This window comes from Pandoraea bronchicola, from assembly GCF_902459805.1.
GTDB classification, from domain to species: domain Bacteria; phylum Pseudomonadota; class Gammaproteobacteria; order Burkholderiales; family Burkholderiaceae; genus Pandoraea; species Pandoraea bronchicola.
In genome coordinates, this window is sequence record NZ_CABPST010000004.1 from 18,143 (window position 1) to 31,728 (window position 13,586).

General features: G+C 61.0%; 11 protein-coding genes. 3 read left to right on the forward strand and 8 right to left on the reverse strand.

Annotation, left to right across the window (positions count from 1 at the left end):
• Positions 1-75 precede the first annotated feature (75 nt).
• The 6 genes from aroA to gyrA form a co-directional block, all read right to left on the reverse strand.
• Entirely contained in the window at positions 76-1,398 is a 1,323-nt protein-coding gene (aroA, locus tag PBR20603_RS10155) for a 3-phosphoshikimate 1-carboxyvinyltransferase (protein ID WP_150559415.1), read from the reverse strand.
• Positions 1,398-2,270, reverse strand: a complete 873-nt coding sequence (locus PBR20603_RS10160; protein ID WP_150559416.1) for a prephenate dehydrogenase — start codon at positions 2,268-2,270, stop codon at positions 1,398-1,400. The genes aroA and PBR20603_RS10160 overlap by 1 nt, the downstream gene beginning before the upstream one ends.
• Positions 2,271-2,290: 20 nt before the next feature.
• Positions 2,291-3,373 (reverse strand): prephenate dehydratase, encoded by a 1,083-nt coding sequence (pheA, locus tag PBR20603_RS10165; protein ID WP_150559417.1) that lies wholly within the window; start codon positions 3,371-3,373, stop codon positions 2,291-2,293.
• A gap of 102 nt (positions 3,374-3,475) precedes the next feature.
• Positions 3,476-4,591: a 3-phosphoserine/phosphohydroxythreonine transaminase gene (gene serC / locus PBR20603_RS10170; protein ID WP_425495800.1), complete on the reverse strand. Its 1,116-nt coding sequence runs from the start codon at positions 4,589-4,591 to the stop codon at positions 3,476-3,478.
• Between the two features lie 282 nt (positions 4,592-4,873).
• A complete protein-coding gene (locus PBR20603_RS10175; protein ID WP_150559418.1) occupies positions 4,874-5,461 on the reverse strand; it encodes a DUF2059 domain-containing protein in 588 nt (195 codons plus the stop codon).
• 141 nt (positions 5,462-5,602) lie between these two features.
• A complete protein-coding gene (gene gyrA / locus PBR20603_RS10180) occupies positions 5,603-8,224 on the reverse strand; it encodes a DNA gyrase subunit A (protein WP_150559419.1) in 2,622 nt (873 codons plus the stop codon).
• A 411-nt stretch (positions 8,225-8,635) separates the two neighbouring features.
• On the opposite strand from gyrA, the gene ompA reads away from it, so the two are divergent.
• The gene (ompA, locus tag PBR20603_RS10185; protein ID WP_048628982.1) at positions 8,636-9,304 is read left to right on the forward strand and encodes an outer membrane protein OmpA; all 669 of its coding nucleotides are present in this window, start codon (positions 8,636-8,638) and stop codon (positions 9,302-9,304) included.
• A gap of 94 nt (positions 9,305-9,398) precedes the next feature.
• Here the strand turns inward: ompA and PBR20603_RS10190 are convergent, their stop codons facing one another.
• Positions 9,399-10,187: a hypothetical protein gene (locus PBR20603_RS10190; RefSeq protein WP_150559420.1), complete on the reverse strand. Its 789-nt coding sequence runs from the start codon at positions 10,185-10,187 to the stop codon at positions 9,399-9,401.
• Positions 10,188-10,473: 286 nt separating this feature from the next.
• On the opposite strand from PBR20603_RS10190, the gene PBR20603_RS10195 reads away from it, so the two are divergent.
• Both PBR20603_RS10195 and PBR20603_RS10200 read left to right on the forward strand, forming a co-directional pair.
• Positions 10,474-10,941, forward strand: coding sequence for an EVE domain-containing protein (locus PBR20603_RS10195; protein ID WP_150559421.1), 468 nt, complete (start codon positions 10,474-10,476; stop codon positions 10,939-10,941).
• Positions 10,942-11,132: 191 nt separating this feature from the next.
• Positions 11,133-11,849, forward strand: a complete 717-nt coding sequence (locus tag PBR20603_RS10200; protein WP_150559422.1) for an SIMPL domain-containing protein — start codon at positions 11,133-11,135, stop codon at positions 11,847-11,849.
• Positions 11,850-12,009: 160 nt separating this feature from the next.
• Here PBR20603_RS10200 and PBR20603_RS10205 read toward each other — a convergent pair whose 3' ends face one another.
• Positions 12,010-13,542 carry a malonate--CoA ligase gene (locus PBR20603_RS10205; protein WP_150559423.1) on the reverse strand — a complete coding sequence of 511 codons (1,533 nt, stop codon included), beginning with the start codon at positions 13,540-13,542 and terminating at the stop codon, positions 12,010-12,012.
• Positions 13,543-13,586 lie beyond the last annotated feature (44 nt).

Below are 13,586 nucleotides of genomic sequence, written 5' to 3' on the forward strand. Positions count from 1 at the left end.
GCCGGCAACAGGACCACGCATCGTCGGGTCTCACGCACCGGCAGCGGCACGTCGGCCCCGAATTCACGGCAGGGACTACGAAGCGACCCGCGCGAATTCGCTGAAATATGTCGGGAACGTCTTGGCAACGCACTTCGGATCGTTAATCGTCACAGGAACGCCCCCCAGGCTCACGAGCGAGAAGCACATCGCCATACGATGATCGTCGTAGGTGTCGATCGCTGCATTCGGCGTCAGCGACGCTGGCGGTGTGACGCGAAGATAATCCGGGCCTTCCTCTACCGTCGCGCCAACCTTGCGCAACTCGATAGCCATCGCCGCCAGGCGATCTGTTTCCTTCACACGCCAGCTCGCCACATTGCGCAGCGTGGTCGTACCATCGGCGAAGAGTGCGGCGACGGCAATCGTCATCGCGGCATCGGGAATGTGATTGAAGTCCATATCGAGCGCACGCAGCTTGCCGCTCGGCGTGTCGACGCCATGGACCTCGATGGCATCGTCGTGCAGCGTGACGCGTGCGCCCATCGCAGCAAGTGCGTCGACAAAACGCACGTCGCCCTGAATACTGTCGCGGCCAACGCCTTCGACTCGCAGCGGACCGCCACCAATCGCGCCAGCCGCGAGGAAATAAGACGCCGACGATGCGTCGCCCTCGACCCGAATTTCGCCAGGGCTCCGATATTTCGCGCCATCGGCATCCGCCGCCGGCAAGGTGAATCGAGACCACCCATCCTGCCGAACGTCGATGCCGAACCGCCGGAGCAGTCGAAGCGTGATGTCGATATACGGCTTGGAAATCAGTTCCCCCTCAACCTCGACAACAATCTCGCCCGTCACCGAAGGCAGCAACGGCAGCGTCAGCAGGAGCGCCGTCAGGAACTGACTCGACACGTCGCCTCGCACACGAATCGGTGTAGCGGGCGCCACCACGTCGGCCGGCTTGATATGGAGCGGGGGGTATCCGGCGTTGCCGAGGTAGTCGATCTGCGCGCCCAGTTGACGCAAGCCATCGACCAGATCACCGATCGGGCGCTCGTGCATACGTGCCACGCCTGAGACTTCGTAGTCGCCATGGCTCAACGACAATGCCGCGGTCAACGGACGAATGGCAGTGCCGGCATTGCCCATGAACAACTTGGCCGTCTTTACAGGAAACACGCCGCCGCAGCCCTCGACGACGAAATCGCGCGAGCCGCCGACCTGCGTGCATTTGACGCCAAGCGCCGCCAATGCGTCGAGCATGACTTGCGTGTCGTCCGATGCCAGCAGATCGCGTACGCGGGTCGTGCCGCGCGAGAGCGCGGCGAGCAGAAGCACGCGGTTCGAGATACTTTTCGAGCCGGGCAGGCGCAGCGTGCCTTCGGCGTGGCCGTACGGGCCGAGATCGAGCGTTTCCATTACTTTTCCTGTTGCTTGGCCCAGTCCGTTCGCGCCTGACTGGTGCGAGCGAACACGGCCTCGAGACCGGCACCATCACCGGCATCAATCAATTCACGTAGCGTACCGAGCGTGGCGAGGTAGCCATCGAGTTCGGCAAGCAGCGCCTCGCGATTGGCCACACAGATATCGCGCCACATTTCGGGATTCGATGCAGCGATACGCGTGAAGTCGCGAAAACCGCCGCCCGCGAAACCGAATTTCAACGCGGCATCGGGGGCTTCGAGAATCTGTGCAATAAGTGCGTACGACAACACATGCGGCAAGTGACTCACCGACGCGAAAACGCGATCATGCTGTGTTTCGGACATTTCCGAGACACGCGCGCCCGTCGCCTCCCACATGGCTCGCACTCGCGCGACGTCCTCGCTGCGATTGCGCGGTTGCGGACAAAGCACGACGCGTCGGTCGCGATACAAATCGACTTTCGCTGCGTCAACGCCAGACAACTCCGCGCCGGCAATCGGATGTCCCGGCACAAAGCGCCAGACCTCGTCGCCCAACGCCTGCCTGGCGGCTACCACGGCGTCCGTCTTGGTACTACCTGCATCGGTCACAATCGTATCGCCGCCAAGATACGGACGGATCGCCGCAAGCAAGGCAGGCGTCTGTGCCACCGGCGCCGCGAGCACAACCACATCGGCCCCGGCCACAGCGTCGGCCATCGACACGGCAGCACGATCGATCACGCCGAGCTCGCGAGCTCGCGCGAGCGACGCCTCACTTCGTCCGACGCCGACGACTTCCGTCACCGCCCCCGCTGCCTTGAGCGCCCGCGCGAGCGAGCCGCCAATCAGGCCGACGCCGCAGATGACGAGTTTATTCAGACTCATGGTGTATGGCCTGCCACGCGTTACGCGGAGCGCGGGTACGACCCGAGCACCTTGCAGTAGGCCGCGTTCTGACGCAGTACATCGAGCGCTTTGGCGACATTCGGATCGTCGCGATGCCCTTCGAAATCGACGTAGAAGTAATACTCCCACGCACCGCTCTTGGCCGGGCGCGATTCAAATCGCGTCATCGACACGCCGTTGTTTGCGAGCGGCTCCAACAATGCCACTACCGCACCGGCGCGATTGGGCACGGAGAGAATCAACGAGGTCTGATCATGGCCGCTCGGCGCCGCATCCTGCGTGCCGACCACCACGAAACGCGTGCGGTTGTGCGGATCGTCCTGCACGTGCGAGAACGCGACTTGCAGTCCGTATTGGGTGGCTGCCGACTCGCCCGCAATCGCGGCAATCGTCGGATCGGCCGACGCCATGCGCGCCGCCTCGGCATTGCTCGACACCGCCTGACGCTCCAACTTCGGGAAGTGCGCCGTGAGCCAGTGCTGGCACTGCGCTAGCGACTGGGCATGCGAACAAATACGCGTCACACCGTCGAGCGTGCCAGATAACGACATCAGGTTATGGTGAATCGGCAAGGCCACTTCACCGCCGATCGTCAGCGGACTTTGCAGCAGCAGGTCCAGGGTGCGCGACACCACACCCTCGGTCGAATTCTCGACCGGTACGACGCCGAAGTCCGCGCTGCCTGCCTCAACGGCACGGAACACTTCGTCGAGCGACGGACACGGCAAGCCCTTCACACTCTGACCGAAGTAGGCGAATGCCGCCTGTTCACTGTAGGTCCCCGCCGGGCCGAGATAGGCGACGGTCATCACCCTCTCGAGCGCACGGCTGGCCGACATGATTTCGCGCCAGATCGACGCCAGATTGTCGCCATACAACGGGCCGTCATTGGCTTGTTGCAGTCGGGAAATCACCTGCAACTCGCGTTCCGGCCGGAACACCGGCGCGCCGAAACGCTTCTTGACCTCACCCACTTCCAGGGCGACGGCCGCACGTTGATTGAGCAGCTTCAGAAGCTGCGCGTCGATAGCATCAATCTTCTCGCGCAAGGGGCGCAACGATGCGTTCAGATCATCATCCATGGAGCGTATTGTCTTCTTGCGATGGGACATGGTCAGGCGGCTCGCGGCGCGATGTCTCGAAGGACGTCGGTAGATTCCCGTCGCGCCGGCCGTTCGTCCTCGTCAGCCGTGGCTGCGCTCGAATTCGCGCAGATAGTCGACCAGCGCCTCGACACCGGCAAGCGGCATCGCGTTGTAGATCGAGGCACGCATGCCCCCCACGGACTTGTGGCCCTTGAGTTGCAGCAGACCACGCTCGCGAGCGCCGGCCAGGAAAGCATCGTTCAATGCGTCGTCGTGCAGGAAAAACGGCACATTCATGCGTGAACGGCAATCCTTCTCCACCGACGTGCGGTAAAAATCGCTGCCGTCCAGGTAGCCATACAGCAACTCGGCTTTCGCCTTGTTCTGCGCGTCCATGGCAGCCAGGCCGCCCTGCCGTTTGAGCCACTGGAACACGAGACCGGCAATGTAAATGGCGTAAGTCGGCGGCGTGTTGTACATCGAGTCGTTTTCGGCAACGATCTTCCAGTCGAAAGCGCTGGGCGTGACCGGCAGTGCACGACCGAGCAGATCATCGCGCACGATGACGAGCGTGAGACCCGACGGGCCGATGTTTTTCTGCGCACCACCGTACATCACGCCGAACTTCGATACGTCCATCGGACGCGAAAGAATGTGTGACGAGACATCGGCCACGAGCGGCGCGTCCGGCAGGCCGGCAGCCGCCAGATCGGGCGTCCAGAAATATTCGACACCGTGAATGGTTTCGTTCGTGCAAATGTGCACGTAAGCCGAATCCTTCGACAACCGCCATTCGTCCATCTTCGGCAGCCGGGTGAACTTGTCGGCTTCGCTACTCGCAGCAATGTTGACGTCGCAGTACTTGCGCGCTTCCTTTTGCGATTTCACGGACCAAGAACCCGTGACGACATAATCTGCCGTACTGCGCGCGCCCGCGCGCTCACCGCCCAGCAAGTTCATCGGGATGATGGCGTTTTCCGCCAGCGCGCCCCCTTGCATGAACAAGATCCGGTAGTTGTCGGGCACTGCCAGCAACTCGCGCAGATCAGCCTGCGCCTGCGCCAGGATACTCATGAACTCACGACCGCGATGGCTCATCTCCATCACGCCCATGCCGGCCCCATGCCAGTCAAGCATTTCCTCGGCTGCCTGCGTGAGCACTTCGGCAGGCAGCGCCGCCGGTCCGGCGGAAAAATTGAAAGCGCGCGTCATCATCGTTTTGCTGCAGTAAAAGTGAAACGCAAGCCGGCGGAGACTGATCCGTGCGGCTTGCGTTTCACGTCTGGCGATCATGCGGTGGCGCAGCAGCGGTAAAGGTCAACTATACCGCCAGATGACGCTCACGTGCGGGCACTCCCCGTAATTCCGGCTTGGGACGGCCGAATTCCGGAGAATTCCGAGCAGAACCTGCCGATTTGGCCCATCAATGCAAAATGGCCGTTTGCGATCTCTCGCAAACGGCCATTATCGGTCAATCCCTGGGGGATCCGCCGAAATTTACTTCTTGGCCGGTGCCTTCGGTGCCGACTTGGCAGCCGCGGAGATCTCGGCGTCAGCTTGCTTGCTGGTCGCGTCGATCGATTGCGGCATGTACTTCTGCATCAGGCCACCAACGACTTCCTGGCCAACCTGATCCTGCACCTTGATGTACTTCTGGCCGACCGGGCTCTTGTAGAACGCCGTCAGACCCTTGATCTCTTCGGTGGTGTAGTACTTGCCATAGGCGTTGTACTGCGCTTGCACCGCGTCGTTCTTGAAGGCATCGCTAGCGAAGACCTTGCCCGCGCCGTCGACAAGCTTTTGCACGGAGTTCTGTTGCAGCGTCGGCACGATGGACTGCTTCTGTGCGTCGCTCAACGTCTTGTTCTCGACCAGTTGGCGCTCCAGCACTTGCGGCGCGAGTTGCTTGGCCTGCTGCTGCGCACCGTCACCGATAGCGGAGACGAGCTTGTTCGAGTCGATAGCGTCGAGCAGCTCCTTGATGGCTGCCTTCTTGTCGGCGTCGAGCGGGGCGCTCTGCTGCGCCATTGCCATTGCCGGTGCTGCGAGCAGCAGCCACATCCACTTCTTGACGTTGTGTTGCATAGTAATAGTCACTCCAAAGTTCGTCGGCTTTCGACGACGATAAATAGATGCATCCTCGCCTGGGCACTTCACTGCATCGGGCCAGATTCTACTGACTTTTCGGGGCAATGCGCCCATAGATTACATCGAGTTACGCCAGTATTACTCCGTGACATCCGCTTCCGGCGCCTCATCGTCGCCCGGGGCGTCGCCATTCTCGGCAACTTCGGCGTCGGACTCGACGATGCGTTGCAGGCCTGAAAGCGTCGTGCCTTCGTCCAGGCTGATCAGCGTCACCCCTTGCGTGGCCCGGCCCATTTCGCGAATTTCCGACACACGCGTACGGATCAGCACCCCGCCAGTCGTGATCAGCATGATCTCGTCATCCGGCTCAACCAGCGTCGCCGCGACCACCCGGCCGTTGCGCTCGCTCGTCTGGATCGCAATCATACCCTTAGTGCCACGGCCATGGCGCGTATATTCGGTGATCGAAGTCCGCTTGCCGTAGCCGTTCGCAGTCGCCGTCAGCACCGACTGCTGCTCGTTCTCGGCGACCAGCAACGCAATGACCGTTTGGCCCTCTTCGAGCTGCATACCGCGAACGCCGCGTGCCTCTCGACCCATCGGACGCACATCGTTCTCATCGAAACGCACCGCCTTGCCGCTGTCCGAGAACAACATGACGTCATGCGCGCCATCGGTGATGGCCGCGCCGATCAGCACGTCGCCGTCATCGAGGTTCACAGCGATGATGCCCTTCTTGAGCGGACGACTGAAGGCCGCGAGCGGCGTCTTCTTGACCGTGCCCAAGCTCGTAGCCATGAACACGAAGCGATCTTCCGTGTACTCCTTGACCGGCAGCACCACGTTGATCTTCTCGCCATCCTGCAACGGGAACATATTGACGATCGGACGCCCGCGCGAGTTCCGCGAGCCCTGCGGCACTTCATAAACCTTGATCCAGTACACGCGGCCGCGGTTCGAGAAGCAGAGGATCGTGTCGTGCGTGTTCGCAATGAACAGCGTGTCGATCCAGTCGTCGTCCTTCGTAGCGGCGGCCTGCTTGCCGCGTCCGCCACGCTTCTGCGCGCGGTACTCGGACAACGGCATCGACTTGATGTAACCCGAGTGAGACAGCGTCACCACCATATCCTGCGGGGTGATCAGATCTTCGGTGTCGAGTTCGGTCGCGTTGTGTTCGATGGTCGAACGGCGGGCATCGCCGAACTCGGCGCGCACGGCCGTCAGCTCTTCGCTGATGATTGCCGTCACACGCGCCGGACGCGCCAGAATATCAAGCAGGTCGGCGATCTGCGCCATCACTTCCTTGTACTCGGAAACGATCTTGTCCTGCTCCAGACCGGTCAGGCGTTGCAGGCGCATTTGCAGGATTTCCTGCGCCTGCGTCTCCGACAGACGGTACATACCATCGGCCTGCATGCCCACTGCGGCATCGAGACCTTCCGGACGGAAGGCATCGCGGCCACCCTGCGTCTCGGTCTCGGCACGCGCGAGCATGTCGCGCACCACCGACGAATCCCACGCCTTCTCCATCAACGCGGCCTTCGCGATCGGCGGCGTCGGCGCTGCCTTGATGATCGCGATGAAGTCGTCGATGTTAGCGAGCGCTACCGCCAAACCTTCGAGCACATGGCCGCGCTCGCGGGCACGACGCAGCTCATAGACCGTACGGCGAGTAATCACTTCGCGACGATGCGCGAGGAAATGCACCAGCATTTCGCGCAGGTTCAGCAACTTGGGCTGGCCGTCGACCAGCGCCACCATGTTCATGCCGAACGTGTCCTGCAGCTGCGTGTGCTTATAGAGATTGTTGAGAACGACCTCGGGCACTTCGCCGCGCTTGAGTTCGATCACCACGCGCATGCCGCTCTTGTCGGACTCGTCGCGAATGTCGGAAATACCTTCAAGACGCTTCTCGTTGACCAGTTCCGCAATCCGCTCGAGCAGTGAGCGCTTGTTAACCTGGTACGGCAGCTCGTCGACGATGATCGCCACGCGCTGACCGCGATCGATATCTTCGAAGTGAGTCTTTGCTCGCATCACTACACGGCCACGGCCGGTGCGATAGCCTTCGCGCACGCCCGAGATACCGTAGATGATGCCGGCGGTCGGGAAGTCCGGTGCCGGAATGATCTCGATGAGTTCGTCGATGGTGGCATCCGGATTCTGAAGCAGATGCAGACAGCCTTCGACGATTTCGTTGAGGTTGTGAGGCGGAATGTTCGTGGCCATGCCAACCGCAATACCCGACGAACCGTTGAGCAGCAGGTTCGGGATGCGGGCAGGCAGGATGAGCGGCTCTTTTTCGCTGCCGTCGTAGTTCGGACCGAAGTCGACGGTTTCCTTGTCGATGTCCGCAAGCAGCTCATGGCCGATCTTGGCCATGCGCACTTCGGTGTATCGCATTGCAGCGGCATTGTCGCCGTCGACCGATCCGAAGTTACCTTGGCCGTCGACCAGCATGTAACGCAGCGAGAACGGCTGGGCCATACGAACGATGGTGTCGTATACGGAGGCGTCACCGTGCGGGTGGTACTTACCGATGACGTCACCGACGATACGTGCCGATTTCTTGTACGCCCGGTTCCAGTCGTTGTTCAGCTCGTGCATGGCAAACAGTGCACGGCGGTGGACAGGCTTCAACCCGTCACGCACGTCCGGCAAAGCGCGGCCGACGATCACGCTCATGGCGTAATCGAGATACGACCGCCGCATTTCTTCTTCGAGCGAAATCGGGAGAGTTTCTTTGGCGAACTGATCCATTATTCGTGTCTATCAAACCCTAATCGCGATAGGCGGCTGCCGGCGATATGATCTTAGGATTCTAACATGCCCGTCATTGGCATCCGAAACGAGCGTGGTGCAATGCACAACACATGTCTGGCACGCCAAAATGTCAGAGCTCGATATGAAATGAAACGGTTGGCGAGGTCCCTCAAAAGGTGTTGCGCTCAAACCACAACTGCGCCACGACGGGCAGCAAACTTGGGGTTTTGCTCGCGGGTGGCGGAAGCGCTATGGCAAAATGCCGTGGCATAAGTTAGACATTATTCGAAGTGCATGGGTCATGCTTTCGCGCACTTGCCGATGTTATACTTCGAGCGATGTAAGACTTTGGTTCTGTCGTCTAGGCTCGCAGTAAACCTGCGGTAATCTCATTTCGAGAGGAGAAATATGAATAAATTCGCTAAGCTCGCGATCGTTGCAGCTACCGCAGTGATGGCTGCTTCGGCTATGGCCCAAAACTACGTCCAGACCGCTCCGGGCCCGATCGCGGCCTCGAAGCAAGCAGTCAATGACAACTGGGTGAACGGCAGCGGCGAGTGGGTTTGGAAGAACGGCTCGGACGAACTGTGCTGGCGCGATGCCTACTGGACCCCGGCCACGGCCAATGCCAAGTGCGATGGCTCGATCATCGCTCAGGCACCGGCACCGGCACCGACCCCGGTCGCTCCGGTCGCTCCGGTCTCGCAGAAGGTGACCTATCAGGCTGACGCCCTGTTCGATTTCGACAAGGCCATCCTGAAGCCGGAAGGCAAGGCTAAGCTGGACGACCTGGCTGGCAAGGTTCAGGCGCTGAACCTCGAAGTCGTGGTTGCCACGGGCTACACCGACCGCATCGGTTCGGACAAGTACAACGACCGTCTGTCGCTGCGTCGCGCTCAAGCTGTGAAGGCTTACCTGGTCAGCAAGGGCGTCGAAGCCAACCGCGTGTACACCGAAGGCAAGGGCAAGCGTAACCCGGTTACGACTGGTTGCAACCAGAAGAACCGCGGTCAGCTGATCAAGTGCCTGGCACCGGATCGTCGCGTGGAAGTCGAAGTCGTCGGCACGAACAAGTAATACGGTTCGCCGACTACGAAAAACCCCGCCTCGGCGGGGTTTTTTTTCGTCCGTCGTCAGGCAAGCCGCTGGCGAGCGCTGACAACGAGCGTCGTCAGGCCTCGCTGCCCAACTGCGGATACTGGCGCTTCACCATGAAGGACATCAGCGCCTTGACCGGACGGTCACGCCACCACGTTCCGGTCTCCAGCGGTTTGAACATCATGCGCGTGGCCGCCTCCACCGGCATGTACTGCTTCATGATGTCGCCCGACATGGCGAGGAACGCCTCCCAGGTCATCGCCTCGAATGGCGGCGGCGAGCGCCAGAAGTGATTGAGCGGCTCGAACGCGAAGGCGATGTCCTCGTCGCGCACCAGCTCGCTGCGAGCCACCATCGTGCGCAGCCGGCTGATGATGCCGTGCCGCTCGACGGCGTTATACCTATCGAATGTCTTGCGGAAATAGCGATAGTGGCCGACCTCTTCGTTGCTCAGCTTATGCATCATCTGCTTGAGTTCTTCGACCGGCATGTAGGACTCGAGGCAGCGATAGATCATGGCCGTCTGCGTCTCGGTGACGCACCGTGACAGCGCCTCCAGCGCCAGCGACGGCCGCATGTACTGCACGTCGCAACGCGGCTTGTAACGGGAGAGGAATGCGTCATAAGCATTCGACCAGTCGAACTCTGGCCAGACACGTGCGATATAGTCCTTGGCAAGACGCCCGTGTTCGACTTCTTCAGGCAGCCAGGTATCGCTCAACCACGTTCTCATCTCGTCATCGTCGCCATACATCTGATTGAGCGTAGAGACGAACTCGGGGACACTGGTCTCGATGAACGACACCGTGGCAAGAGAATAGAAGATGAACGCATTGGTTCGGACAGACGGCTCTGCAGCCATGACACACTCTCCTATCGGCATAGGGAATTGAACATGTATCGCTCAAGCACGTGCTTGCGACCGGTGCGAATGGGTAGGCGGATGAACGCGTTGTGCACTGCACTTTAAAGCCCCTGCGCAACGGAGCCCATGCGTCACCTGAAACGTCACACGAAGGTCACTAACTAATAGTATAGGAATTGGCCAAATATCGCAGCGCGGCAAACAATCGATCGCAGATGCGTCGCCTTCGGGCCCATTTGAGCGATATTTGTCACCGTTGCGCCCACTTGAACTCCGAAACGTCATGACGCAACGCTATTGGTTGATGAAGTCCGAACCCGAGGAGGCGAGCATCGACGATCTCGCCAGCGCAAAGCACCAGACCCTCCCATGGACCGGGGTGCGCAACTATCAGGCGCGCAACTTCATGCGCGATGACATGCGCGTGGGCGACGGGGTACTCTTCTATCACTCGAGCTGCGCCGTGCCCGGTATTGCCGGACTCGCGACAGTCGCCTCGGCCCCCTACCCCGATCCGACCCAGTTTGACCCGAAGAGTCCATACTTCGATCCCAAGTCGACGCCGGAATCCCCTCGTTGGCTGCTCGTCGACGTGAAGCTCGATCGCAAGACACGGCTCGTACCGCTCACCGAATTGCGCCAGACCCCGGAACTGGACGGCATGCTTGTACTCGCACGCGGCAACCGGCTGTCGATCACCCCTGTCTCTCCCGAGCACTGGAAGTTCATCAGCAAGCACTTACTTAAGTAATGAAGGACTGAAGGAGGTCTCGGGGAACCAAAATTATTGCGATAGCGTCTGTATAACGTTGCCGGAACATGCATAGTGCGTACCCACTTGCCTTTTCATCCGAGTGAGGGTTATGTCACGAAGGCGGTACCGGTGATCGGTCAAACGTTCGCCGTTCAGACGCGAACTACCCTTCGAAAAAGGTCAAAACTATGCGCAAATCTCTCGCTGCCGCTCTTCTGATTGCCACCGCCGCCACTGCCACCAACGCCGCCTACGCCCAATCGGGCGACGATGCGAATCGTCAGGTCTCAGGCGTGTTGGGTCTGGAGGCGAATGCCACGAAGGAAGTCGAACAGGACACCGTTCACATCACGATGTCTGCGCAGGAACAGGGCCCGGATGCCGCCACCGTCTCGCGCAACCTCACGCAAAAGGCCAACAGCGCGATGTCGATCGCCAAGGGGCAGAATGGTGTGCAGGTTCAGACCGGCAACGTCTCGCTCTACCCGACGACCAACCGCGACGGCAAGATCACGGCATGGCGCGGCCGTACCGAGTTGCAAATGACGTCGAAGGATTTCGGCGCGGCGTCGCGTCTCGCGAGCCAGATCTCGAACCAGATGCAGATGGACGGCGTGTCGTTCTCGCTCTCGCGTGAAGCGCAGGAGAAGACTCAGGCCGAGCTGACCCATCAGGCGATTCAGGCGTTCCGCGATCAGGCGCAGAACAACACGAAGGCCTTCGGCTACAGCAGCTACACGATCCGTCAGGTGCAGGTCGGCTCGAACGCACCGATGATGCCGCGTCCGTACGCGATGAAGGCCATGGCGATGGCACCCGGTGCCGACGCCGCCCCGCCGATGCAACTTGAAGGCGGCAAGACGCAAGTGACCGTGACGGTCTCAGGCACCGTGCAGATGAAGTGAGCTCCGCCGGCCCGGCCGCTCCCCCTGCGACTCGGCGACCCGGCCATTGCACAAACGAAAATGCCGCCCCAGCGAGGGCGGCATTTTCATCTCCACGACGACACGGCGCAGGCGCGGCACATTGCCGTATCGCCACCTGCGGCAACGTGACGCAAGCCGCTTATTTGAAGCGATCGCGCAGCAGATTCTTCTGCACCTTGCCCATCGTATTGCGCGGCAATTCCGCGACGACATGCACGCGCTTGGGCACCTTGAAGTTGGCGATGCGTTGCTTGAGCGCGTCGATGACGGTTCGCTCGTCGGGTGCCGGCACACCGTCGCGCGGCACGATCACCGCCACCACGGCTTCACCGAAGTCCGGGTGAGGCACACCGATGACAGCCGACTCGGCGACACCGTCCATCTCATCAATGAACCCCTCGATCTCCTTCGGGTAGACGTTGTACCCGCCGGAGATGATGAGATCCTTCGAGCGGCCCACGATATGGACGTACCCATCCTCATCGAACTTGCCGACGTCCCCTGTCTTGAAGAAACCGTCAGCGGTGAATTCCTCTGCCGTCTTTTCCGGCATGCGCCAGTACCCGGCAAACACGTTCGGCCCCTTGACCTGAATGTGGCCGATGTCGCCTTGCACGCTCGGCTGCCCGTCATCCCCCACCACACGAACCGTCACCTCCGGCAGCGGCACCCCGACGGTGCCCGCTCGGCGCACGGTGGCGGCATCGCCGTGGTACGGATTGGAGACAAGCATGACCGTCTCCGACATGCCGTAGCGCTCCAGAATCGTGTGACCCGTGCGTTCGCGGAACGCCTCGAACGTCTCGCGCAGCAGCGGCGCCGAGCCCGAAATGAATAGACGTACGTTGCGACACGCTTCACGCGTGAGCCCCGGCTCCGCCAGCAGCCTGACGTAATACGTCGGCACGCCCATGAACACCGTGGCGCGCGTCAGTTGATGCAGCACTTCACGCGCATCGAACTTCGTCAGCCAGATCATCTTGCTGCCCGAATACAGCGCCGCATGGCTCGCGACGAACAACCCGTGCACGTGGAAAATCGGCAGTGCGTGCAACAGCACATCGCCCCCTTCGCGCTCGCCCCAGCCCCAGAACGCGTGCAGGACACGCGTGTTGCTCGCAAGGTTGCCGTGCGAGAGCATCGCCCCCTTGCTGCGGCCCGTAGTGCCCGACGTATAGAGAATCGCGGCAAGATCGTCGGGCGAGCGCGGCACGGTCTCGAAGGCATCGCCGAACCACGCGGCGCGCTCCAGCAACGAGCCGGTGCGATCGTCACCCAGCGTGTAGACGTGTTTCGCGCCGTTGGTGAACGCAATCTTGGAGACCCAGCCAAAGTTCGCCGGGCTGCATACAACGACTTCCGGCTCCGCGTTCTCGACGAAGTAAGCGATTTCGGCGTCGCGATACGCCGTGTTGAGCGGCAGATAGACGAACCCCGCGCGCAGGGTCGCGAGGTAAAGCAGCAGCGCTTCGGGGGACTTCTCGACCTGCACGGCAATGCGCGCACCGGGTGACAGGTCGAGGCTCGCGAGCAGGTTGGCAATGCGTGCGCTCGCGTGCTCAAGGTCGCCCCAGCTGTAGTAAAGCCCTTCGGGCGTCTCGATGGCACACGCCGACTTGTCGGCGGGAAAACGTTCGGCAAAGAGTCGGTAGAGATTGGCGTCTTGCGTCATAAACAGAACCGGATTCGAAACAGTGGATACGTCGATGCGTCAGT